Source organism: Pseudomonas putida (assembly GCF_028682175.1).
GTDB classification, from domain to species: domain Bacteria; phylum Pseudomonadota; class Gammaproteobacteria; order Pseudomonadales; family Pseudomonadaceae; genus Aquipseudomonas; species Aquipseudomonas putida_AD.
This window is the reverse complement of the sequence record NZ_JANHKS010000029.1, coordinates 34,866-57,642: the sequence shown is the minus strand read 5'-3', so window position 1 is coordinate 57,642 and position 22,777 is coordinate 34,866. Positions and strand designations below refer to the sequence as shown.

Annotated in this window: 18 protein-coding genes; 9 read left to right on the top strand and 9 right to left on the bottom strand. The window is 61.7% G+C overall.

Annotated features, from left to right (window positions below):
* Positions 1-269: 269 nt before the first annotated feature.
* From NPS29_RS19180 to NPS29_RS19165, 4 genes are read left to right on the top strand one after another with little or no spacing between them, the layout of a single operon-like run.
* Positions 270-746 (top strand): formate dehydrogenase subunit gamma, encoded by a 477-nt coding sequence (locus NPS29_RS19180; protein WP_274134324.1) that lies wholly within the window; start codon positions 270-272, stop codon positions 744-746.
* Positions 746-2,305 carry a formate dehydrogenase beta subunit gene (locus tag NPS29_RS19175; RefSeq protein ID WP_274134323.1) on the top strand — a complete coding sequence of 520 codons (1,560 nt, stop codon included), beginning with the start codon at positions 746-748 and terminating at the stop codon, positions 2,303-2,305. The genes NPS29_RS19180 and NPS29_RS19175 overlap by 1 nt, the downstream gene beginning before the upstream one ends.
* Positions 2,302-5,187, top strand: a complete 2,886-nt coding sequence (gene fdhF / locus NPS29_RS19170; RefSeq protein WP_274134322.1) for a formate dehydrogenase subunit alpha — start codon at positions 2,302-2,304, stop codon at positions 5,185-5,187. Before NPS29_RS19175 ends, fdhF begins: the two co-directional genes overlap by 4 nt.
* Positions 5,184-5,405: a formate dehydrogenase subunit delta gene (locus NPS29_RS19165; protein WP_274134321.1), complete on the top strand. Its 222-nt coding sequence runs from the start codon at positions 5,184-5,186 to the stop codon at positions 5,403-5,405. Before fdhF ends, NPS29_RS19165 begins: the two co-directional genes overlap by 4 nt.
* A 201-nt stretch (positions 5,406-5,606) precedes the next feature.
* Here NPS29_RS19165 and NPS29_RS19160 read toward each other — a convergent pair whose 3' ends face one another.
* The 6 genes from NPS29_RS19160 to NPS29_RS19135 form a co-directional block, all read right to left on the bottom strand.
* On the bottom strand, positions 5,607-5,834 hold the full coding sequence (locus NPS29_RS19160) for a hypothetical protein (protein ID WP_274134320.1): 228 nt from the start codon (positions 5,832-5,834) through the stop codon (positions 5,607-5,609).
* Positions 5,835-6,062: 228 nt separating this feature from the next.
* Entirely contained in the window at positions 6,063-6,398 is a 336-nt protein-coding gene (locus NPS29_RS19155; protein WP_274134319.1) for a hypothetical protein, read from the bottom strand.
* A gap of 255 nt (positions 6,399-6,653) precedes the next feature.
* Complete coding sequence (locus NPS29_RS19150) at positions 6,654-6,890, bottom strand: hypothetical protein (RefSeq protein ID WP_274134318.1); 237 nt, start codon at positions 6,888-6,890, stop codon at positions 6,654-6,656.
* 152 nt (positions 6,891-7,042) lie between these two features.
* On the bottom strand, positions 7,043-7,909 hold the full coding sequence (locus tag NPS29_RS19145) for a carboxylate/amino acid/amine transporter (RefSeq protein WP_274134317.1): 867 nt from the start codon (positions 7,907-7,909) through the stop codon (positions 7,043-7,045).
* 323 nt (positions 7,910-8,232) lie between these two features.
* On the bottom strand, positions 8,233-8,832 hold the full coding sequence (locus NPS29_RS19140; RefSeq protein ID WP_274134316.1) for an FMN-dependent NADH-azoreductase: 600 nt from the start codon (positions 8,830-8,832) through the stop codon (positions 8,233-8,235).
* Between the two features lie 153 nt (positions 8,833-8,985).
* Positions 8,986-9,300 carry a 3-phosphoglycerate kinase gene (locus tag NPS29_RS19135; RefSeq protein WP_274134315.1) on the bottom strand — a complete coding sequence of 105 codons (315 nt, stop codon included), beginning with the start codon at positions 9,298-9,300 and terminating at the stop codon, positions 8,986-8,988.
* 51 nt (positions 9,301-9,351) lie between these two features.
* Between NPS29_RS19135 and NPS29_RS19130 the strand changes: the two genes are divergently transcribed.
* The 4 genes from NPS29_RS19130 (at position 9,352) to NPS29_RS19115 (ending at position 13,895) form a co-directional block, all read left to right on the top strand.
* The gene (locus tag NPS29_RS19130; RefSeq protein ID WP_274134314.1) at positions 9,352-10,278 is read left to right on the top strand and encodes a LysR family transcriptional regulator; all 927 of its coding nucleotides are present in this window, start codon (positions 9,352-9,354) and stop codon (positions 10,276-10,278) included.
* Positions 10,279-10,302: 24 nt separating this feature from the next.
* Positions 10,303-11,100, top strand: coding sequence for an alpha/beta fold hydrolase (locus NPS29_RS19125; protein ID WP_274134313.1), 798 nt, complete (start codon positions 10,303-10,305; stop codon positions 11,098-11,100).
* Between the two features lie 196 nt (positions 11,101-11,296).
* Entirely contained in the window at positions 11,297-11,854 is a 558-nt protein-coding gene (locus tag NPS29_RS19120; protein WP_274134312.1) for a peptidylprolyl isomerase, read from the top strand.
* Positions 11,855-12,035: 181 nt separating this feature from the next.
* Positions 12,036-13,895: an ABC transporter ATP-binding protein gene (locus NPS29_RS19115; RefSeq protein ID WP_274134311.1), complete on the top strand. Its 1,860-nt coding sequence runs from the start codon at positions 12,036-12,038 to the stop codon at positions 13,893-13,895.
* A gap of 134 nt (positions 13,896-14,029) precedes the next feature.
* Here the strand turns inward: NPS29_RS19115 and NPS29_RS19110 are convergent, their stop codons facing one another.
* Positions 14,030-15,154, bottom strand: a complete 1,125-nt coding sequence (locus tag NPS29_RS19110) for a GNAT family N-acetyltransferase (protein ID WP_274134310.1) — start codon at positions 15,152-15,154, stop codon at positions 14,030-14,032.
* 279 nt (positions 15,155-15,433) lie between these two features.
* On the opposite strand from NPS29_RS19110, the gene NPS29_RS19105 reads away from it, so the two are divergent.
* Positions 15,434-16,750: a putative porin gene (locus NPS29_RS19105; protein ID WP_274134309.1), complete on the top strand. Its 1,317-nt coding sequence runs from the start codon at positions 15,434-15,436 to the stop codon at positions 16,748-16,750.
* Positions 16,751-17,048: 298 nt separating this feature from the next.
* Here NPS29_RS19105 and NPS29_RS19100 read toward each other — a convergent pair whose 3' ends face one another.
* Complete coding sequence (locus NPS29_RS19100; protein WP_274134308.1) at positions 17,049-18,170, bottom strand: beta-ketoacyl-ACP synthase III; 1,122 nt, start codon at positions 18,168-18,170, stop codon at positions 17,049-17,051.
* 357 nt (positions 18,171-18,527) lie between these two features.
* A complete protein-coding gene (gene hrpA / locus NPS29_RS19095; RefSeq protein WP_274134307.1) occupies positions 18,528-22,439 on the bottom strand; it encodes an ATP-dependent RNA helicase HrpA in 3,912 nt (1,303 codons plus the stop codon).
* Positions 22,440-22,777 lie beyond the last annotated feature (338 nt).

The following is a 22,777-nucleotide window of genomic DNA, read 5'->3' as shown; positions in this document are numbered from 1 at the left end:
GTGGCGGTTCCCTTCTACACTCAAGGGGTGGTCGCAGAGAGAACCGAACAGGTCGCTTTGGTGCGCGATCGGCCAAAGCGCCATGGCAAGCTGCCCTTTAGCCCTTGATGAGGTGTGGCGCAGACCGCACCGGGCAAAACAAGACGCCCGACAAGGGTGCCCTGGCCAACGGCCTGAACTGCCACGAAGCCGTGACGTGGCGCGGCCGCAGCCGACACTTTCGGACAACCGACTACCCCTGGTATGTCCGTGACCGTGAGGAATGCTGTATGCCTGATGAGATGTCGTACCTGCCGATGGTCAACCACGTGCTGGAGCGCCACAAAGGCTCCCCCGGCGCGCTGCTGCCCATTCTCCATGAGATTCAGGAGGGCATCGGCTACATCCCCGATGTCACCGTCCCCGAAATTGCCCACGCCCTCAACCTGAGCCAGGCCGAAGTGCGCGGGGTGATCAGCTTCTACCATGACTTTCGCACCGCGCCGCCTGCGCGCCACATCCTGCGCCTGTGCCGTGCCGAATCCTGCAAGAGCCGCGGCGCCGAGCAACTGGCCGCGCAATTGCGCGAACGCCTGCATCTGGACGACCACGGCAGCAGCGCCGACGGCAACATCAGCCTGCGCCCCGTCTATTGCCTGGGGGCCTGCGCCTGCTCGCCGGCGCTGGAACTGGACGGCAAGATCCATGCGCGCCTGAGCGCCGAGCGTCTGAACAGGCTGATCGACGCGTGTCAGGAGGGTGCGTGATGACCCATCTCTACCTGCCTGTCGATTCACTGGCCCGCGCCGTGGGCTCCGATGAGGTGGCCGTGGCCCTGGCCAGCGAGGCGCGCAAACGCAACCTGCCGCTGGACCTGCACCACACCAGCTCCCGGGGCCTGTACTGGCTCGAACCGCTGCTGGAAATGGACTCCCCGCAAGGCCGCATCGGCTTCGGCCCGCTGACCGCCGAGGACGTGCCCGGCGTGCTCGACGCCCTGCAAGGTGAACCTTCAAGCCATCCGCTGGCCCTGGGCCTGGTGGAAGAGCTGCCCTATCTCAAATCCCAGCAACGCCTGCTGTTTGCCCGCGCGGGCATTACCCAGCCGCTGTCGCTGGATGACTACCGCAGCCACGGCGGCTTCGAGGGCCTGACCCGGGCCATCGCCGTCGGCGGCGAACAGACCGCCACCGAAGTGTTCGATTCGGGCCTGCGCGGACGTGGCGGCGCGGCGTTCCCCGCCGGGATCAAATGGCGCACGGTGCGCGGCACCCAGGCTGCGCAGAAATACATTGTGTGCAACGCCGACGAAGGCGACTCCGGCACCTTCGCCGACCGCATGCTGATGGAAGGCGACCCCTTCCTGCTGATCGAAGGCATGGCCATCGCCGGCATTACAGTGGGTGCGAATTACGGCTACATCTACGTGCGCTCGGAATACCCGCAGGCCATCGCCACCCTGCGCGAAGCACTGGGCATCGCCCGCGCCGCTGGCTACCTGGGCGCCAATGTCGGCGGCAGTGGCCTGGCCTTCGACATGGAAGTACGAGTCGGTGCCGGCGCCTACATCTGCGGCGAGGAAACTGCGCTGCTGGACTCCCTGGAAGGCAAGCGCGGCATCGTTCGCGCCAAGCCACCGATCCCCGCATTGCAAGGCCTGTTCGGCCAGCCAACCCTGGTGCACAACGTGCTGACCCTCGCTTCGGTGCCCATCATCCTGGCCAAGGGCGCGCAGTTCTATCGCGACTACGGCATGGGCCGCTCCACCGGCACCATGCCCTTCCAGCTGGCCGGCAACATTCGCCATGGCGGGCTGGTGGAGCGAGCGTTCGGCCTGACCCTGCGCGAGCTGGTGGAAGACTACGGCGGCGGCACGGCCAGTGGCCGACCCTTGAAAGCCGCTCAGGTCGGCGGCCCGCTGGGCACCTGGGTGCCGCCTGAACATTTCGACACCCCGCTGGATTACGAAGCCTTCGCCGCCATCGGCGCGATGCTCGGCCACGGCGGTGTGGTGGTCGCCGACGACACGCTGGACATGGCCCACATGGCGCGCTTCGCCATGCAGTTCTGCGCCGAGGAATCCTGCGGCAAGTGCACGCCCTGCCGCATTGGCTCGACCCGTGGCATGGAGGTCATCGACCGTATCCTCGCCGCGCCCGACCAGGGCAAGCGCACGGAACAGGCCATCGTCCTCAAGGATCTGTGCGACACCTTGCAGTACGGCTCGCTTTGCGCGTTGGGCGGCATGAGCGCCTTCCCGGTCGCCAGCGCACTCAAATACTTCCCCGCCGACTTCGGTCTGCAAGCCTCGGAGGCCGAACAATGATCACTATTTTCGATCCGAAAACCGACATCGATCTGGGCACGCCGGCGCGGGAAAGTCAGGTGCAGGTCACCCTCAACATCGACGGGCGCAGCATCACCGTGCCCGAAGGCACCTCGGTCATGCGTGCCGCGGCGCTGATGGGCACCACCATCCCCAAACTCTGCGCCACCGACAGCCTGGAAGCGTTCGGCTCGTGCCGCATGTGCCTGGTGGAAATCGACGGCATGCGCGGCTATCCCGCATCCTGCACCACGCCGGTCAGCGAAGGCATGAGCGTGCACACCCAGACGCCCAAGCTCGCCACCCTGCGCCGCAACGTCATGGAGCTGTACATCTCCGACCACCCGCTGGACTGCCTGACCTGCTCGGCCAACGGCAACTGCGAGCTGCAGACCGTGGCCGGCCAGGTGGGCCTGCGCGAGGTGCGCTACGGCTATGAAGGCGAGAACCATCTGAGCGATGCCAAAGACACCTCCAACCCCTACTTCGATTACGACCCCAGCAAGTGCATCGTCTGCAACCGCTGCGTGCGTGCCTGTGAAGAAACCCAGGGCACCTTCGCCCTGACCGTGTCCGGTCGCGGTTTCGAATCCCGTATTTCGGCCGCCGGTGGCGAGGACTTCCTGGACTCCGAGTGCGTGTCCTGCGGCGCCTGCGTGCAGGCCTGCCCGACCGCCACGCTGATGGAAAAAAGCGTGGTGCAGATGGGCCAGCCCGAGCGCAGCGTGATCACCACCTGCGCCTATTGCGGGGTGGGCTGCTCGTTCCGCGCCGAGATGAAGGGCGACCAACTGGTGCGCATGGTTCCGGACAAGAACGGCCAGGCCAACCACGGCCACTCCTGCGTCAAGGGTCGCTTCGCCTGGGGTTACGCCACCCATCCGGATCGCATCACCAAGCCGATGATCCGCAAGCACATCAACGACCCGTGGCAGGAAGTCAGCTGGGATGAGGCCGTCACCTACGCCGCCAGCGAATTCCGCCGCCTGCAACAGCAATACGGTCGCGACTCCATCGGCGGCATTACTTCCAGCCGCTGCACCAACGAGGAAACCTATCTGGTGCAGAAACTGGTGCGCACCGCGTTCGGCAACAACAACGTCGACACCTGCGCCCGCGTCTGCCACTCGCCCACCGGTTATGGCCTGAAACAGACCCTGGGCGAATCCGCCGGGACCCAGAGCTTTGATTCGGTGATGAAAGCCGACGTGATCCTGGTCATGGGCGCCAACCCCAGCGACGCCCACCCGGTGTTCGGCTCCCAGCTCAAGCGTCGTCTGCGTGAAGGCGCGCGGCTGATCGTCATCGACCCACGGCGCATCGATCTGGTGGACTCGGTCCATGCCCGCGCCGAGCTGCACCTGGCCCTGCGTCCGGGCACCAACGTGGCTATGCTCAACGCCCTGGCCCACGTCATCGTGACCGAAGGCCTGCTGGACCAGGCGTTCATCGACGAGCGCTGCGAAACCGTCGATTTCGCCCGCTGGAGTGCCTTCGTCAGCCAGCCTGAAAACGCCCCTGAAGTGCTGGGCCTGATCTGCGGCGTACCGGCCGAGGACATCCGCGCAGCAGCGCGCCTCTACGCCACCGGCGGCAACGCGGCGATCTACTACGGCCTGGGCGTCACGGAACACAGCCAGGGCAGCACCTCGGTCATGGGCATCGCCAACCTTGCGATGGCCACCGGCAACATCGGCCGTGAAGGCGTGGGCGTGAACCCCTTGCGCGGACAGAACAACGTCCAGGGCTCGTGCGACATGGGCTCCTTCCCCCACGAATTGCCCGGCTACCGGCACATTTCCAACGAAGTGGTGCGCGCGCAGTTCGAGCAGGCGTGGAACGTCACCCTGCAACCCGACCCGGGCCTGCGCATCCCGAACATGTTCGAATCGGCGCTGGCGGGCAGTTTCAAGGGCCTGTATTGCCAGGGTGAGGACATCGCCCAGAGCGATCCGAACACCCAGCACGTGACCGCAGCGCTGTCAGCGATGGAGTGCGTGGTGGTCCAGGACATCTTCCTCAACGAAACCGCGAAGTTCGCCCACGTGTTCCTGCCGGGCAGCTCGTTTCTGGAGAAAGACGGCACCTTCACCAACGCCGAGCGCCGCATTTCCCGTGTGCGCAAAGTCATGGACCCGCTGGGCGGCAAGGCCGACTGGGAAGGCACGGTGGCGCTGGCAAACGCCTTGGGCTACCCGATGAACTACAGCCATCCGTCGCAGATCATGGATGAAATCGCCAGCCTGACGCCGACCTTCACCAACGTCAGCTACGCAAGCCTGGACCAGCACGGCAGCCTGCAATGGCCATGCAACGAAGCAGCGCCCGACGGCACGCCGACCATGCACATCGATGCATTCGTACGCGGCAAGGGGCGCTTCATGCTCACCGGCTACGTGCCCACCGAGGAGAAGGTCAACACCCGTTATCCACTGTTGCTGACCACTGGCCGCATCCTCAGCCAGTACAACGTCGGCGCCCAGACACGGCGCACGGAAAACGTCGCCTGGCACGAGGAAGACCGGCTGGAAATCCACCCGACCGACGCCGAAAGCCGTGGCATCAACGAGGGCGACTGGGTCGGCATCGGCAGCCGCTCGGGGCAAACCGTGTTGCGTGCACGGGTGACTGAACGGGTTGCACCGGGCGTGGTGTACACCACCTTCCACTTCCCGGAATCAGGCGCCAACGTGATCACCACCGACAACTCCGACTGGGCCACCAACTGCCCGGAATACAAGGTCACCGCCGTGCAGGTCAGCCGCGTCTACCACCCTTCCGAATGGCAGAAACGCTACCAGGCCTTCAGCGACGAGCAACAACGCCTGCTCGATGAACGCCGCCAGGCACGCGCTGACGCGAAAGTCGAGGTGCGCCGATGAGCAATGAAAGCCTGATCAAGATGGCCAACCAGATCGCCCAGTACTTCAGCACCGAACCTGATGAGGAAGTGGCGGTAAAGGGCGTTCGCAATCACATGCAGATGTTCTGGACGCCAGGCATGCGCAAGGAGTTGCTGGCCTTGCAGAGCGGACATGAAGGCGCGCAACTGCACCCGCTGGCGCAGGTGGCGGTCAGCGGTGCGGGTTGGGGGTCATAGCGCCGCAGATCCCCACGTACCTGTAGGAGTGAGCTTGCTCGCGATGGCGTCAGGTCAGATACATCAATATGACCAACGTTACGCTATCGCGAGCAAGCTCACTCCTACAGGGGTGGCGTGATTTCAGATTTTGCGCACAAACAAAAAGCCCGGCATCCGCCGGGCTTTTGATATGGGGTCGGTTCGATCTGAACCCGCCTGTTACTCGTAACGCTGATAGTGCGAGCCGAATTCCTTGCGGTTCTCAGCGACGATCACAGTGCTGCTCGACTGGCTGGCGAAGGGCTTGGCGACTTGTTTGCCGTCAGCGGTGGCGTGGATGTAGGTGGGTTCCAGTACGACAGTCTGGCGGGCAGCCTGAGGCGTGGCGAAGGCAGAGCCGGCGGCCAGGAAGGAAAGTGCGAAGCCCAGGGCGATTGATTTTTTCATGATGGTATCTCCGGTAAGTGGGGGTGAATCGTTTTGTTGAAGCCAATTTAGACCCGTCACCGAAAGATTAAAAACCACCGCTATTTATTTCAGACATCAGGAGCGCTGATAATAGTGTTTACACTATCGGACCGATAGACGATGCACATCGGCAAACCACAAACAACAAAAAGCCCGGCATCAGCCGGGCTTTTTCATGTGCGTTCAGGTTGGACTGAACTTGCACCCTTACTCGTAACGCTGGTAGCTCGAACCGAACTCTTTGCGGTTTTCAGCGACGATTACAGTGCTGGTCGATTTGCTGTCGAAAGGCCTGACCGCATCTTTGCTGGCCACTTTGCTATCCAGGACAGTAGCGCTGGATGCATCGACGATGGCGCGTTGGTAAGTTTTTTCTGGAGCGGCGAATGCAGAACCTGCTGCCAGAACCGAAAGTGCAAAGCCGATAGCGATGGATTTTTTCATGGTCTTGATCTCCGCAGAACTGTTGGTAAGTTGGGTAATTCGTTTCGTTGGAGCTAAGTTAATCGAACGGCCTGTCATTGAAAAACCAAGCGTCGGCATACTGAACATCATTGGCCGTGATGGGTGCGTAGAAGGGCTCTAACTCAATGATTACGGCCCTTGCACGGCCCTGTAGGAGCGAGCTTGCTCGCGATGGCGGAGTATCTGAGGCGAATACGTTGCCTGACACACCGCCATCGCGAGCAAGCTCACTCCTACAGGAAGCGGGTAACTTTCGACTGTTTTACGCAAACAAAAAGCCCGGCATCTGCCGGGCTTTTTACTGTGCGTTCAGGTCGGACTGAACTTGCACCCTTACTCGTAACGCTGGTAGCTCGAACCAAACTCTTTGCGGTTTTCAGCGACGATTACAGTGCTGGTCGATTTGCTGTCGAAAGGCTTGACCGCATCTTTGCTGGCCACTTTGCTGTCCAGAACAGTAGCACTGGAAGCATCGACGATAGCGCGCTGGTAAGTCTTTTGTGGGGCGGCGAATGCAGAACCTGCTGCCAGAACCGAAAGTGCAAAGCCGATAGCGATGGATTTTTTCATGGTCTTGATCTCCGCAGAACTGTTGGTAAGTTGGGTAATTCGTTTCGTTGGAGCCAATCTATTGGATCGGCCCCAACATGAAAAACCACTCATGCAGATATCAAACATCACCTTCGATGATGCAGAGGAGCAGCGCGTCTAGCGCCGGTGTTTCAGCGAATCGGGCGCTGCTGCGCGGCACCGCGTCGGCTGATCCAGACTGAGAAAACGATCACCAGGCCACCGAAAAACAGCTTGCCCAGGTCTTCGTTGCGGCCCCAGATCAGCAGGTTGATCAACAGCCCCACCGGCACATGCAGGTTGTTCATCACCGCCAGGGTGCCGCCGTTGACCAGGCACGCGCCCTTGTTCCACCAGTACATGCCCAGCGCGGTGGAGACCAGCCCCAGAAACAGCAACACACCCCACTGCTGCGGGCCCTCGGGCAGGTGCTGGGGATTGCCGAACAGCAGGAAGGCCGGGAGTGCCACGGCCAGTGCGCCGAGGTAGAAGTAGCCGAAGCGGCGGTAGTGCGGCAGGTCGCTGGGGTGGCGGGCCACGAGGTGTTTGTACAGCACCTGTCCTGCTGCGTAGGTGAAGTTGGCCAGTTGCAGCAACAGGAAACCGCCGAGGAAGTTCGAATCGACACGGTCATAACGGATGATGACCGCCCCCAGTACCGCGACGATGGCCGCCAGCAGGCCCCAGGGGTTGAAGCGGCGATTGAGCGCATCCTCGATCAAGGTCACGTGCAAGGGCGTGAGGATGGTGAACAGCAGCACTTCCGGCACCGTCAGCACCCGGAAACTCAGGTACAGGCAGACGTAGGTCACGCCGAACTGCAATGCGCCGATCAGCAGCATCCCGCGCATGAAGCGCGGCTCGACCTGGCGCCAGCGGGTCAACGGAATGAACACAAGCCCGGCCAGTACGACGCGGATGAGCACGGCCAGGTAACTGTCGACGTGACCTGCCAGATAAACGCCGATCAGGCTGAAGGAAAACGCCTGGATCAGCGTCACAAAGAGTAGATAACCCATGATTGCCCCTTTTTCGAAGGCGGCGACCTTAGCGGGTTCAGCCAGAGCAGTTCAAGCACCACCTCGCCCCTGTAGGAGTGAGCTTGCTCGCGATGCGGTGGCTGGCGCGCCGATGGTGTGCTGGATGTACCGGCCTCTCGCGAGCAAGCTCACTCCTACAGGGGCCGTGGCGAATATTGCAGGCAATAAAAAACCCGATGACCCGGCGCAATCAGGCGGGTCTATCGGGCAATGCACTCAGGAGCGGTTCGAGTGCCAAAGGAGTGTCGATGAACGTGAAGATAATCGCTGGCCAGGATTAACCGACCGTTAAGTCCTTCCCATCAAGCCACCTGGGCCAGTTTGGCGATGGCCTGGTTCAGGCCTTTCTGCGAGAAGTCGCCGCCCATGTTCAGGCCTTCGGCATGAATGAAGGTGACGTCGTGGATGCCGACAAAGCCCAGCACCTGACGCAGGTAGGGTTCCTGGTGGTCCAGCGAACTGCCAGCGTAGATACCGCCGCGAGCGGTCAGTACGTAAGCGCGCTTGCCGGTCAGCAGGCCTTGAGGGCCAGTGTCGCCGTACTTGAAGGTCACACCGGCGCGCAGCACGTGGTCGAACCAGGATTTGAGCGTGCTCGGAATCGCGAAGTTGTACATCGGCGCTGCCAGCACCACCACGTCGGCGGCCACCAGTTCGTCGGTCAGCTCGTTGGAGCGCTCCAGCGCAGCCTGTTCAACGGCGCTGCGCTGATCCTGCGGCTTCATCCAGCCGCCCAGCAGCTCGCTGTCCAGGTGCGGAACCTGTTTCACCGCCAGATCGCGCACGGTGATCTCGTCGGCCGGGTGCGCGCCGCGCCATTGGCTGATGAACTGCTGGGTCAACTGACGGGATACCGAGTCTTGCTGACGGGCGCTGCTTTCGATGACGAGTACGCGGGACATGGGTTTGGCCTCTGGCGAATGAGTGTGTGGATTCGATGGAGGCCAGAGTAACGAGCAACAATTCGATAAAAAAGCGCAAAAAACTGCTACTAAATATCTATTAATTTGTTTTAACAGCGAGAGCGATTTACTCTCTCGCCATGACGCTGACGTCTACTGCGGCTCGCAACTGAGCTTGACCCGCAGCTTGATGATCTCGCGGCTGAATTTGACCGTGACGTTGCTGCTGCTCTTTGCCGCGATCTGCACCCTGCGCGTGCGAGGGGCTTCGGGCCCGTTGTTGAACACCGCAGTGCACTTGGCAGGCACGTCGCCGTAGTTGTTAATCGTGATGTTGCCGATGTCGTAGGCCGTGTCGTGGCTGTTGTAGTCGATCTGCATGCCGTTGAGGTGTTTTTCCACATCGATCGGGTAGGCAAAGGCGCTCAGGGGCAACATCGTCAGCAGCACACAACAGAATCTTTTCATGCGGCAGTCTCCAATTATGAGGCTGCCAGCTTAGGACAGAAGGATCCACACATGAAAGCGCCCCGCGTAACCCTTGATCAATGGCGCACCCTGCAGGCCGTTGTCGATCATGGCGGCTTTGCCCAGGCGGCCGAGGCGCTGCACCGGTCCCAGTCTTCGGTGAGCTACACGGTAGCTCGGATGCAGGACCAGCTCGGCGTGCCCCTGCTGCGCATCGACGGGCGCAAGGCGGTGCTGACCGAGGCCGGTGAAGTACTGCTGCGTCGCTCACGGCAACTGGTGAAGAACGCCAGCCAGCTCGAAGACCTCGCCCACCACATGGAACAGGGCTGGGAGGCCGAAGTGCGACTGGTGGTCGACGCCGCCTACCCCAATGCACGGTTAGTGCGCGCACTGACCGCCTTCATGCCGCAGAGCCGTGGCTGCCGGGTGCGGCTGCGCGAGGAGGTGCTGTCAGGCGTCGAGGAAGCGTTGCTTCAAGGCGTGGCCGATCTGGCGATCAGCGGCTTCACTATTCCAGGCTATCTGGGTGCCGAAATGAGCAGCGTCGAGTTCGTCGCCGTGGCTCATCCCGAGCACCCTTTGCATCTGGTGCAGCGTGATTTGACCTTCCAGGACCTGGAAAGCCAACTGCAGGTGGTGATCCGCGACTCCGGCCGCAATCAACCCCGCGACGTGGGCTGGCTGGGTGCCGAACAGCGCTGGACCGTGGGCAGCCTTGCCACCGCCGCGACCTTCGTCAGCAGCGGGCTGGGCTTCGCCTGGCTGCCGCGGCACATGATCGAGCGAGAACTGCGCGAAGGCGTGCTGAAAATTCTGCCGCTGGACAAAGGTGGCAGCCGCAGCCCGACCTTCTATCTTTATTCCAGCAAGGACAAGCCGCTGGGGCCTGCAACGCAGATCCTCATCGAGCTGATCCAGACCTTCGACACCGCGCCGCTGGATGCGCCCTTCGCGGCGCCGCAGCAGGCGGTGTGACACTGACACACACGGACGTAACCCATGCCCTGGTTCGAACACGACGGCTGTTCCCTGCATTACGAAGAATATGGCCACGGCAGCCCGGTGCTACTGGTCCACGGTCTGGGCTCGAGCTGCCAGGACTGGGAATACCAGATCCCGGCCCTGGCCGCGCATTATCGGGTGATTGCCATTGACGTGCGCGGCCACGGGCGCTCCGACAAACCCCGCGAGCGCTACAGCATCCCCGGTTTCAGCGCCGACATCGAAGCCCTGATCGATCACCTGCACCTGGGCCCGGTGCACCTGGTGGGGCTTTCCATGGGCGGGATGATCGGCTTTCAACTGGCAGTCGATCAGCCGCAATTGCTCAAGAGCCTGACCATCGTCAACAGCGCCCCTGAGGTGAAGATCAAACGCCTGGACGACTTCAAACAGTTCGCCAAACGCTGGTTGCTGGCACGGCTGCTTCCCATGGAAACCATTGGCAAGGGGCTGGGCAAGAACCTGTTTCCCAAGCCCGAACAAACCGACCTGCGGCACAAGATCGCCAAACGCTGGGCGCAGAACGAGAAACGCGCCTATCTTGCGAGCTTCAGCGCGATTGTCGGGTGGGGGGTGCAGGAGAAGTTATCGCGAATCAGTTGCCCGACGCTGATCGTTACAGCGGATCGGGACTACACACCGGTTGAGCTCAAGCGCAATTACGCCGCGTTGATAAAAGGTGCGCGGGTCGAAGTGATCGAGGACTCGAGGCATGCAACGCCGCTGGATCGCCCCGAGGCATTCAACCGGTTGTTACTGGCGTTCATCGAGGCTCAGGAAACCGCAGTAGCGTAGCAGCACGGCTTGCCGGCGGGAGCGGTGTGTCAGGCAGTAAATCTGCATCTGACACACCGCCCCCGCGGGCAAGCCCGGCTGCTACAGGATCGAGGCGCTCGTGGGATCGCGCCACATGCCTCTGTCCAAACCTGCGCAAACGTGCTTCCCTTGCCAACTGTTTGCAGTCGAACAATCAATTCAGGACTTGTGCCCCATGCTGAAAAAAATCGCCCTCTCTGCCGCCGCCGTGCTGTTCGCTTCCAACCTGATGGCCGCTCCTGCGCCACACGTCGTGCTGGACACCAGCTTCGGCCAGGTCGAGATCGAGCTGAACCAGGACAAGGCGCCGGTCAGCACTGCCAACTTCCTCAAGTACGTGGACAGCAACTTCTACTCCAACACTATTTTCCACCGTGTGATCCCGGGCTTCATGGTCCAGGGCGGCGGTTTCACCGCGCAGATGGTGCAGAAGCCGACCAACGATCCGATCAAGAACGAAGCCGACAACGGCCTGCATAACGTACGCGGCACCATCGCCATGGCCCGCACCTCGGACGTGAACTCGGCCACCAGCCAGTTCTTCATCAACGTGGTCGACAACGCCATGCTCGACCACGGCGCCCGCGACTACGGCTACGCGGTGTTCGGCAAGGTGGTCAAGGGCATGGACGTGGTCGACCAGATCGTCAACGTCCAGACCGGCAACAAGCAAGGTATGCAAAACGTGCCGCTGGACCCGATCATGATCAAGTCGGCCAAGCGCGTGAACTAAGCTACCTGAGTGCGCAAAAGCCGGGCGCCCTGCCCGGCTTTTGCATTTCTGGGACACAGTCACGGGAAAGAGTCCGAGCATTCGTGATTTCATGCGGTCAGAACCCATGCGATTGAAAAAACGCACTGCCCGACCCGCCCCTCAGAATGGAGAGCCCGCTCAAGCGTGGGCGTCATAGCCAATGCTCTATCGTCGTTTTGAAAAGCTGATCGACATCTTCCGCGACGCCCCGACCGCCGCGCCTCCCAACCAGGTCGTCGCGTTCTACGTGTATTACCTCAAGCAGGTCTGGCCCAGCTTCCTCGCGTTGCTGGTGGTGGGCCTGATCGGTGCGCTGATCGAGGTGTCACTGTTCAGCTACCTGAGCCGCATCATCGACCTGGCCCAGGGTGCGCCCAACCCGAACTTCTTCAGCGACCACGCTTTCGAGCTGGCGTGGATGGTCATCGTCGCGCTGATCCTGCGGCCGATCTTCGTTGGCCTGCACGACCTGCTGGTGCATCAGACCATCAGCCCCGGCATGACCAGCATGATCAACTGGCAGAACCACAGTTACGTGCTCAAGCAGAGCGTCAATTTCTTCCAGAACGACTTCGCCGGCCGCATCGCCCAGCGCATCGTGCAGACCGGTAACGCCCTGCGCGACTCCGCCGTGCAGACGGTCGATGCCATGTGGCACGTGCTGATCTACTCGATTGGCGCACTGGTGCTGTTTGCCGAGGCTGACTGGCGGCTGATGATCCCGTTGCTGAGCTGGATCGGCGGTTTCATTCTGGCGCTCTGGTACTTCGTGCCACGGGTCAAGGCGCGCTCGGTGGTGTCGTCCGATGCCCGCTCCAAACTGATGGGGCGAATTGTCGACGGCTACACCAACATCACCACTCTCAAGCTGTTCGCCCACACCAGCTCCGAGCAGCAGTATGCCCGCGAGGCAATCAGCGAACAGACCGAGAAAACCCAGCTGGCGGGCCGCGTCATTACCGAAATGGACACGGTGATCACCACCCTCAACGGCATTCTGATCGTCTGGACCACCGGCCTTGCGCTGTGGCTGTGGACCCAGTCGATGATCTCGGTCGGTGCGATTGCGCTGGCCACGGGCCTGGTGATCCGCATCGTCAACATGTCCGGCTGGATCATGTGGGTAGTCAATGGCATCTTCGAGAACATCGGCATGGTGCAGGACGGCCTGCAGAGCATTTCCCAGCCGGTCGGCGTCACCGATCGCGAGGCCGCGCCGAAACTGAACGTCAGCCGTGGCGAAGTGCGCTTCGAACACCTCAAGTTCCAGTACGGTAAAGGCAAGGGTGTGATCCATGACCTGAACCTGGACATCAAGCCTGGGGAGAAGATCGGCCTGATCGGACCGTCGGGGGCAGGCAAATCGACGTTGGTGAACCTGCTGCTGCGCTTGTATGACGTGCAGGGCGGGCGAATTCTGATCGACGATCAGGACATCTCCCACGTCGCTCAGGAAAGCCTGCGCTCGCACATCGGCATGATCACCCAGGATACGTCGCTGCTGCACCGCTCGATCCGCGACAACCTGCAGTACGGCAAGCCCAACGCCACCGATGCAGAATTGTGGGAAGCGATGCGCAAGGCCCGGGCCGACGAGTTCATTCCGCTGTTGTCCGATTCCGAAGGCCGCACCGGGCTCGACGCCCATGTGGGCGAACGCGGGGTGAAACTTTCAGGCGGGCAACGCCAGCGCATTGCGATCACTCGCGTGCTGCTCAAGGACGCGCCCATCCTGATCATGGACGAAGCGACCTCGGCGCTGGACTCGGAAGTGGAAGCGGCGATTCAGGAAAGCCTTGAAACCCTGATGCAGGGCAAGACGGTCATCGCCATTGCCCACCGTCTCTCGACGATTGCCCGGATGGACCGGCTGATCGTGCTGGAGAACGGCCGCATCGCCGAGAGCGGCACCCATGCCGAGCTGCTGGCGCAAAAAGGGCTGTATGCGCGGTTGTGGGCGCACCAGACCGGTGGGTTTGTGGGCGTGGAGGACTTTCCTCTCGCTCCTCAATCCTTGTAACAACACTTGCCTGTGGGGGGCTTTTGAAATCGCCCCCGCCGGCAAGCCGTGCTGCTACGGGATCCGTGGTCAAACAAAGGTTCCGCAAACACCCCTATCCCCGTAGCAGCCGGGCTTGCCCGCGGGGGCGTCGGTCAGGCTTGCCGATACGGCAAGGCCAAACGCGCTTCCTCGGCGTACGCCAGAATCCCCGCCCGCTCCTGCTCCAGAAACCCGGCCACCGCTTCGCGCAATCCGGGGTGGGCCAGGTAGTGCCATGAGTGGGTAATCACCGGTTCAAACCCGCGAATCAACTTGTGCTCGCCCTGCGCCCCGGCATCGAAACGCTTGAAGCCATGGGCGATGGCGTAGTCCATGCCCTGATAGAAACAGGTCTCGAAATGCAGCCGGTCGAATTCGGCCAGGCAGCCCCAGTAGCGCCCGTAAAAGCTGTCGCCACCGATCAGGCTGAACGCCATCGCCACCGGTCGCCCGCCTTGCCTGGCCAGCACCACGCGAATCGCCTGGGGCATGCGCTCAGCCAGCAGGCTGAAGAATTCCCTCGTCAAATAAGGCGCCTGCCTACGGACTTCGTAGGTATTGGAATAGCACGCGTAGACGAAATCCCAGTGGGCCTCGCTCAGCTCATGCCCTTCCAGCCACTGGAAATCAAACCCCTGCCCCGCCACCTGTTCACGTTCCTTGCGCATCTGTTTGCGCTTGCGTGAACTCAAGGCGTCGAGAAAATCCTGAAAGTCGCGATAGTCGCGGTTCTGCCAGTGGTACTGACAGCCGATGCGCTGCAGCCAGTCCGGCTGGCCGGCGAGCATCGTATCGATCACCGGGTCGTTGAAGTTGACGTGAACGCTGGAGAGCTCCTCGGCCTGGGCATAACCGGGCAGGCAAGCCAGCAGTTCGCGCCCGTCCTCAGGCGTTTTTGCCAGCAACCTCGGCCCGCTGACCGGACTGAACGGCACGGCCACCAGCAGCTTGGGATAATAGGTGATCCCTGCCCGGCGACAGGCGTCGGCCCAGGCGTGGTCGAACACGTACTCGCCATAGGAATGCCACTTGCGATAGGTCGGCATCGCGGCAATCAGGCGTTCATCTTCGTAATGTAGAAGATGCTCGGCACGCCATCCCGAACGCGGCCCCAGGCTGCCGCTGTCTTCCAGCGAACTGAGAAAACCGTGGCGCAGGAACGGTGAGTCGCCGGGGATCAGCGCATCCCACTCCTGGGGTGCCAGATCCGACAGCCTGTCCAAACGGTGTAACGACATCGCCCCCTCCAGAACCGCGCCAACGTTTGCGCATTATCACTTATTGAAACCCATTGCACATGAAATTTGCGATGACAGCGCTCTAGCTCGCGGGTTCCACGAAATTTTCACATGTCATCGACATGCCATCACATAGCCATCGTTTCGTAATAATCCGTCGCAATACTGGCGCCTGTTTTTAGAGCCCCCGGTTCTTAAAACCTGACTTTTTTCCGCCCACTCCGGGTCGGTTGTTCCCTGGATGGCCTTTGTCATCCCTTCTCATCTACGGAGATTGATATGCGTCTTGCTTCCACGAAAACTGCGGCAGCCCTGTGTGGCGGTATGCTGCTGGCCCTGAGTGTTCCGGCCAGCGCCGCAGTCGACGCGAAACTGCTCGACATGCTCAAGGCCAACGGTTCGATTTCGCAGGCTCAGTACAGCGAACTGCAAACCGAACTTGCCAAGGATCAGCAGGCTCAAGCTCAAGCACAAAAGGCACAAGCCGACCAGATCGCCGCCGCCACCGCCAAGTCTTCCGACCTGTCGGCTTTCGAACAGAAAGTGGCATGGGCTGCCAAGACCCAGTTCAAGGGTGACGTACGTGTCCGCCAAGAGACCGTCAAGATCGACGATCAAAACAACAGCCAGGACAAGAACCGTCAGCGTATCCGTGTTCGTCTGGGCGCCTACACCGACATCAACCCACAAGTCAGCACTGGTATTCGTATCGCCACTGGCGGCGACAACAAGGCCAACTCCACCAACGTTGACCAGAACGATTACTTCACCAAGAAAGACCTGTGGCTGGATCAGGGCTATATCGACTACCACCCGACTGCCATCCAGAACCTGCACGTGATCGGCGGCAAGATGGCCCAGCCATGGGTCAGCGAAGGCGACGTGATCTGGGATAGCGACATCAACCCGGAAGGTCTGGCAGCCACTTACAGCGTGCCAGTCACCAAGGGCTTCGAGCTGTTCGGTAGTGCCGGTACTTACACCCTCAAGGACAACATCAGCGGCGACGGCACGCAGTTCAAGAACGACCTGCGTCTGAACGCTGGCCAGTTGGGTACACGTATCGCGGTCACCGACAACGTCAAGATGACCCTGGGCGGTTCCGTTTACCAGTACCAGCACTCCAACGACTGCAACCCGGCTGCGGCCAGCACCAGCACCACGTTCTGTGGCCTGGGCATCAACGGCAACAACACCAACGACTTCCGTCTGTATGAAGGCTTCGGTCAACTCGACCTGACCGGCCTGGTCGTTCCAGTGGGTCTGTACGGCCAATACGTGGTCAACAGCGCCACCGACAGCGACCAGGACACTGCATGGCTGGCTGGCGTGAAGACCAAGGTGTTCGGTTTCGGCCTGGACTACAACTATCGCGATACTCAGCGTAACGCAGTGGTTGGCGCCTTCACCGACTCGGACTTCGCCAACGGCACCACCGGTTCGCGCGGTCACAAGCTGAGCGTTTCCTACGATGTTGACAAGAACTTCACCCTGGGCGCCACGTACTTCCTGACCAAGGCAGACTTCGCGTTCGCAGGTGCTGCGCGTGACCAGGATGCCAACACCCTGCAACTGGATGTGATTGCCAAGTTCTAAGAGGAGCAGCCGTAAGCTTCAAGCGGCAAGCTTCAAGCTAAAAGCATCAAGCCTTGAGCGCTCCCTCCAGGCTTGATGTGAGTCTCACAGCCCGCCGTTGCCCTGTCGGATCCCCATCATCCGTTCCGACAGGTCAGTGCCGGGCTGTTTTTGTTTGGGCTGCGAACACATTTTTCTGAACGCAAAAAAAACCTGTAGCAGCACGGCTTGCCGGCGGGAGCGGTGTGTCTGTGACTGATGTGCTGTCTGACACAACGCCCCGCCGGCAAGCCGTGCTGCTACGGGAACGCAGGCGGCTTTACTTCTTGCGCAAGATCACGCTGCCGATCGAATACCCCGCGCCGAACGAGCTGAGCACGCCCAGCGCGCCGCTTGGCAGGTCGGCCTGGTATTTGTGGAAGGCGATGACCGAGCCCGCCGAGCTTGTATTGGCGTAGGTGTCGAGGATCACCGGCGCTTCTTCGACCGCGGCGTCGCGGCCCAGCAGTTTCTTGACGATCAGGTGGTTCATGCTCAGGTTGGCCTGGTGCAGCCAGAAGCGTTTCACGTCGCTGACGTTCAGGTTGTTTTCTTCAAGGTGAGCGCCCACGAGCTCCGCGACCATCGGGCAGACGTCACGGAACACCTTGCGGCCTTCCTGCACGAACAGCTTGTCCGCCTTGCCTTCGCCTTCTTCGGCGGTGCGGTTGAGGAAGCCGAAGTTGTTGCGAATGTTGTTGGAGAAGGTGGTCAGCAGCTTGGTGCTGACGATGTCGAACTGTTCAGCCGACGTCGCAAGATCTGCGCGCTCAACCACTACGGCCGTGGCAGCGTCACCGAAAATGAAGTGGCTGTCGCGGTCACGGAAGTTCAGGTGCGCCGAGCAGATCTCGGGGCTGATCACCAGCAATGCCCGCGCCTGGCCCAGCTTGATGCTGTTGCAGGCGGTCTGAATGCCGAAAGTGGCCGAGGAGCAGGCAACGTTCATGTCAAAACCGAACCCCTGCACACCCAATGCCGCCTGGATTTCGATGGAAATCGCAGGGTAGGCGCGTTGCAGGTTGGAGCACGCGACGATCACGCCGTCGATATCGGCGGCGGTCTTGCCCGCGCGCTGCAAGGCCTGTTCGGCGGCTGCCGTACCCATCTGGCAGAGGATCGACCATTCGTCGTTGGAGCGCTCGGGCAGGCGTGGCTTCATGCGCTGCGGATCAAGAATGCCGTCCTTGTCCATGACGAAACGGCTCTTGATGCCACTGGCTTTCTCGATGAAGGCCGCGCTGGATTCGGTCAGCGCCTGCACCTGGCCCGCCTCGATGGCGGCGGCGTTGTCGGCGTTGAATTGCGCGACGTAGGTGTTGAAGGAATGAACCAGTTCTTCATTGGAAATGCTGTTGGAGGGGGTATAGAGCCCGGTGCCACTGATCACGACGTCGTACACGGTCGTTCCTCTCTTTTTGGATGGCAGCAGACAAAGCGCCTGCGCAAGCATGGTGCTGGCCATTTCTGGAACGACAGTACCAATGCAACGGTAAAATCCCCCGTTATACGGAGGATTGATATTAGTAACACTTGAGGTTTTAGCCGTGAAGTTTGCCATAACGGCCGGGATTTGGCGCTATCGGGCGAGCGAATGGCAGCACATCAATCTCACCGGGAGCGCAAACCCTGTGGGAGTGAGCTTGCTCACGAAGAGGCCAGTACATTCACAGCAGATGCTGAGGCTGAACGTCCGCCTTCGCGAGCAAGCTCGCTCCCACAGGCCATGCATCGTCCATGGGATAGGAGTAAAGAAAGCCTACCCCTCCACCTGACTCCACTGCTTGCTCAGGCGCTTGTCGGAAATCGGCACCTTGGTCCCCAGTTGCTGGCCGAACAGCGACACGCGGTATTCCTCCAGCCACCAGCGGTAGACCGCCAGTTCCGGGTCGCGCTTGCCTTCCTGGGCGTGTTTGTCGGCGCGGGTCTGGTACTGCGCCCAGAGGTTGCCCAGCTCGATGCTCCACACCCGGTCCTTCTGCACCTGCGAGCCGAGTTTCTCAAGGCGCAGTTCAATGGCCTTCAAATAGCGCGGCAGCTCCTTGAGCCACTGCGCCGGCGTCTCGCGCACGAAACCCGGGTACACCAGTTTGCCAAGCTGCGCCTTGATGTCGTTCAAGGCCACCGCCTGTGCCAGGTCGATCTTGCCCTTGAAGCGCTTTTGCAGGCCATGCCAGAGCTTGAGAATCTCCAGCGTCAGCCGCGCCAGGCGCTCGGCGTGTTCGGTGAGGCTGCCGCGCTTGCGTTCGGCCAGCGACATCAGCCCCGCACCATCCCGCGGCAAGGTGGCTTCGCCTTCGAGAATGCAGGTGTCCAGGCTTGCCAGCAGAATGTCTTCGATCAAGGCATCGACCCGGCCCATGTCGCGGTACAACAGAGCAAGCTCGGTCTGCCCCGGCAGTTTGCTGCGCAGGAATTTCGCAGGTTCGGCCAACTGTTGCAGCAACAGGCGCTGCAAGGCGCGGCGGTGTTGGTACTCGGCTTCGGCCGCGGTCGAGAAACGCCCTTCCTTGACCGCGCCGCCCTCTTCCACCAGCGCCGGGTAGACCGTCATGGAAAGCCCGGCGATCTTCTGCTGGGTCTTCTCGGCCACCGCCGCGAAGCCCTTGGCCTCTACCGGCTGCTGGCTTTTCGCCGTTTGCGGCACGGCCAGCGCGGCCTGCCCGGCTTCGGCGAAGCGTGCGGTCAGCTCGTCCAGATCGCGGCCTTCGCCGAGGAACTTGCCGTTGGCGTCGACCACTTCCAGGTTCATCTTCAGGTGGCTTTCCACCTGCTGGGCGGCTTCGGCCCAGGCCTCGTCCGGCACGCGGGCGCCGGTCATGCGCAGCAGTTCACGGCCCAGCGCCTGGGGCAGCGAGCCTTCGGCAAAGACCATGCGTTGCAGCGCCGCCTTGACGAAATCCGGCACCGGCACGAAGTTCTTGCGCAGCGCCTTGGGCAGGTTGCGCACCAGCGCCACGCACTTGGTTTCCAGCAAGCCTGGCACCAGCCACTCCAGGCGCTCGGCCGGCAGCGACAACAACAGCGGCGCCGGTACGCGCAGGGTAACCCCGTCACGCGGGTGATTGGGCTCGAAGTGGTAGCTCAGCGGCAGGGTCAAATCGCCCAGGCGCAGGGTGTCCGGGTACAGGTTGGCGGTGACTTCACTGGCTTCGCGGGCCAGCACGTCCTCTTCGCGCATGATGAGCAGTTGCGGATTTTTCTGGCTCTCCATCCGGTACCAGGCATCGAACGTCGCGGTCTGGTGGATTTCGGGCGGCAGGCGCTCGTCATAGAAGGCGAACAGGGTTTCCTCATCCGCCAGAATGTCGCGCCGACGGGCCTTGGCTTCCAGTTCGTCGAGCTGTTCCAGCAGCTTGGTGTTGGCGCTCAGGCACTTGGCTTTGGACTGGATCTCGCCGCGCACCAGGCCTTCGCGAATGAAGAACTCGCGGGACACCACCGGATCGATCGGCCCGAAGTGCACAGGCCGGCGCCCGACCACGATCAGGCCAAACAAGGTGATCTGCTCGAAGGCCACGACCTGGCCGCGCTTCTTCTCCCAGTGCGGTTCGAAGTGATTCTTCTTGAGCAGATGGCCCGCCAGCGGCTCAATCCAGTCCGGCTCGATCTTGGCCACCATTCGCGCGTACAGCTTGGTGGTTTCCACAAGTTCTGCGGCCATGATCCATTGCGGGCGTTTTCTGCCCAGCCCAGAAGACGGGTGCACCCAGAAGCGGCGCTGACGGGCACCAAGGTAGTCGCCTTCTTCGGTTTTCTGGCCGATCTGGCTCAGCAAGCCCGAAAGCACCGCCTTGTGGAATTTGGGGAAGTCAGCCGGCTCCTTGTTGACCGTCAATTGCAGCTCACGACAGATCAGGCTGAGCTGGCGATGGGAATCACGCCATTCGCGCAGACGCAGGTAATTGAGGAAGTTGCGCCGGCACCAGTTGCGCAGCGGGCTTGCGGTCAACGCCTGGCGTTGTTCCTCGAAGCCACGCCAGAGATTGACCAGCCCGGCGAAGTCCGAATCCTGATCCTTCCACTGTGCGTGGGCCTGGTCGGCGGCCTGCTGACGCTCCGGCGGACGCTCGCGCGGGTCCTGGATCGACATGGCGCTCGCGACGATCAGCACTTCCTGCAAGCTGCCCTGTTTTGCGGCTTCCAGCAGCATGCGGCCCATGCGCGGGTCGACCGGCAGGCGCGCCAGTTGACGGCCCAGAGGCGTCAACTGGTTCTCGCGGGAGACCGCCGACAGCTCCTGCAACAGGTTGAAACCGTCGCTGATGGCCTTGCCGTCTGGCGGCTCGATGAACGGGAAATCGGTGATCTGCCCCAGGCGCAGGTGCAGCATCTGCAGGATAACCGCCGCCAGGTTGGTGCGCAGGATCTCAGGATCGGTGAATTCAGGGCGCGAGAGGAAATCCTCTTCACTGTACAGCCGCACGCACAACCCCGGCTCGACCCGGCCGCAACGGCCCTTGCGCTGATTGGCGCTGGCCTGGGAAATCGCCTCGATGGGCAGGCGCTGAACCTTGGCCCGATAGCTGTAGCGGCTGATGCGCGCGGTGCCGGTGTCGATCACGTAGCGAATGCCCGGCACCGTCAGCGAGGTTTCCGCGACGTTGGTCGCCAGCACCACACGGCGCCCGGGATGGGACTGGAAGATCTTCTGCTGCTCGGCCGGAGTTAGACGCGCATAGAGCGGCAGGATTTCGGTGTGTTTGAGCTGGGCCTTGCGCAGCACCTCGGCGGCATCGCGAATCTCCCGCTCGCCCGGCAGGAACACCAGCACGTCACCCGGGGATTTGCGCTCGCTGCGTTCGAATGCAGCCAACTCGTCCAGTGTGGCGAGGATCGCCTGATCGACGGTCAGGTCTTCCTCGACGCTGTTGCCCTCTTCGTCCTGCTCGGCGGTCATCGGGCGATACCAGGTTTCCACAGGAAAGGTCCGGCCCGAGACTTCGATGATCGGCGCCTTGTCGAAATGCTCCGAGAAGCGCTCAAGGTCGATAGTCGCCGAGGTGATGATGACTTTCAGGTCCGGGCGGCGAGGCAGCAAGGTCTTCAGGAAGCCCAGCAGGAAGTCGATGTTCAGGCTGCGTTCGTGGGCTTCGTCGACGATGATCGTGTCGTAGCGTTCCAGGAAACGGTCGTGCTGGGTTTCGGCCAGCAGGATGCCGTCGGTCATCAGCTTGATCAGGGTGTTGCTGTCGCTCTGGTCCTCGAACCGCACCTGATAGCCGACCAGCGCGCCCAGCGGGGTGCCGATCTCTTCGGCGACACGGCTGGCGACACTGCGCGCGGCGATCCGTCGAGGCTGGGTGTGGCCGATCAGGCCGTGCTGACCGCGGCCGATTTCCAGGCAGATCTTCGGCAACTGGGTGGTTTTGCCCGAGCCGGTTTCGCCGGCGATGATCAACACCTGGTGCTTGAGCAGCGCAGCCTTGATCTCGTCGCGCTTGGCGGCGATGGGCAGGTTGTCGTCATAGCGGATCGCCGGCACGCTCTGCTGACGGCTGACCACTTGCGCGCACGACGCCTGGACACGCTCGACCCACTGCGCAAGCTTCGCCTCGTCTGGCTTCTTGCGCAGTTCGTGCAACTGGCGACGCAGGCGATGACGGTCACTGGTCATCGCGTGGTCGAGGTTCTTGAACAGTTGGTCGATGGAGGTCGATTCGTCGGTCATCAGGGCGCGAAGTCTTTTCTGTCTGAATTCAGGGCGCGGATTGTCGCAGATTTGCTCGCGGACGACACATTGCCGGTGAAGAGCCATCGATGTTTGGCGCGACACGAACCCTGTAGGAGCGCGCTTGCCCGCGACGGCGGCGTGTCAGTCGGCAAATGTGTATCAGGGACACCGCGGTCGCGGGCAAGCGCGCTCCTACAATTGCGCGGAATACACATCGCATTGGTCACGCCATGAATCCTGTAGGAGTGAGCTTGCTCGCGATGGCGGTGCACCTGACACTCCGCCTCGCGAGCAAGCTCACTCCTACAGGACCGTGTCGGGTTCTAAACAACAAA

What these genes read in the sequence shown, in the direction of transcription:
- NPS29_RS19180 (WP_274134324.1), top strand. Translation starts at nt 270, where the DNA reads ATGCCTGATGAGATGTCGTACCTGCCGATGGTCAACCACGTGCTGGAG.
- NPS29_RS19175 (WP_274134323.1), top strand. Translation starts at nt 746, where the DNA reads ATGACCCATCTCTACCTGCCTGTCGATTCACTGGCCCGCGCCGTGGGC.
- fdhF (WP_274134322.1), top strand. Translation starts at nt 2,302, where the DNA reads ATGATCACTATTTTCGATCCGAAAACCGACATCGATCTGGGCACGCCG.
- NPS29_RS19165 (WP_274134321.1), top strand. Translation starts at nt 5,184, where the DNA reads ATGAGCAATGAAAGCCTGATCAAGATGGCCAACCAGATCGCCCAGTAC.
- NPS29_RS19160 (WP_274134320.1), bottom strand. Translation starts at nt 5,834, where the DNA reads ATGAAAAAATCAATCGCCCTGGGCTTCGCACTTTCCTTCCTGGCCGCC.
- NPS29_RS19155 (WP_274134319.1), bottom strand. Translation starts at nt 6,398, where the DNA reads ATGCCGACGCTTGGTTTTTCAATGACAGGCCGTTCGATTAACTTAGCT.
- NPS29_RS19150 (WP_274134318.1), bottom strand. Translation starts at nt 6,890, where the DNA reads ATGAAAAAATCCATCGCTATCGGCTTTGCACTTTCGGTTCTGGCAGCA.
- NPS29_RS19145 (WP_274134317.1), bottom strand. Translation starts at nt 7,909, where the DNA reads ATGGGTTATCTACTCTTTGTGACGCTGATCCAGGCGTTTTCCTTCAGC.
- NPS29_RS19140 (WP_274134316.1), bottom strand. Translation starts at nt 8,832, where the DNA reads ATGTCCCGCGTACTCGTCATCGAAAGCAGCGCCCGTCAGCAAGACTCG.
- NPS29_RS19135 (WP_274134315.1), bottom strand. Translation starts at nt 9,300, where the DNA reads ATGAAAAGATTCTGTTGTGTGCTGCTGACGATGTTGCCCCTGAGCGCC.
- NPS29_RS19130 (WP_274134314.1), top strand. Translation starts at nt 9,352, where the DNA reads ATGAAAGCGCCCCGCGTAACCCTTGATCAATGGCGCACCCTGCAGGCC.
- NPS29_RS19125 (WP_274134313.1), top strand. Translation starts at nt 10,303, where the DNA reads ATGCCCTGGTTCGAACACGACGGCTGTTCCCTGCATTACGAAGAATAT.
- NPS29_RS19120 (WP_274134312.1), top strand. Translation starts at nt 11,297, where the DNA reads ATGCTGAAAAAAATCGCCCTCTCTGCCGCCGCCGTGCTGTTCGCTTCC.
- NPS29_RS19115 (WP_274134311.1), top strand. Translation starts at nt 12,036, where the DNA reads ATGCTCTATCGTCGTTTTGAAAAGCTGATCGACATCTTCCGCGACGCC.
- NPS29_RS19110 (WP_274134310.1), bottom strand. Translation starts at nt 15,154, where the DNA reads ATGTCGTTACACCGTTTGGACAGGCTGTCGGATCTGGCACCCCAGGAG.
- NPS29_RS19105 (WP_274134309.1), top strand. Translation starts at nt 15,434, where the DNA reads ATGCGTCTTGCTTCCACGAAAACTGCGGCAGCCCTGTGTGGCGGTATG.
- hrpA (WP_274134307.1), bottom strand. Translation starts at nt 22,439, where the DNA reads ATGACCGACGAATCGACCTCCATCGACCAACTGTTCAAGAACCTCGAC.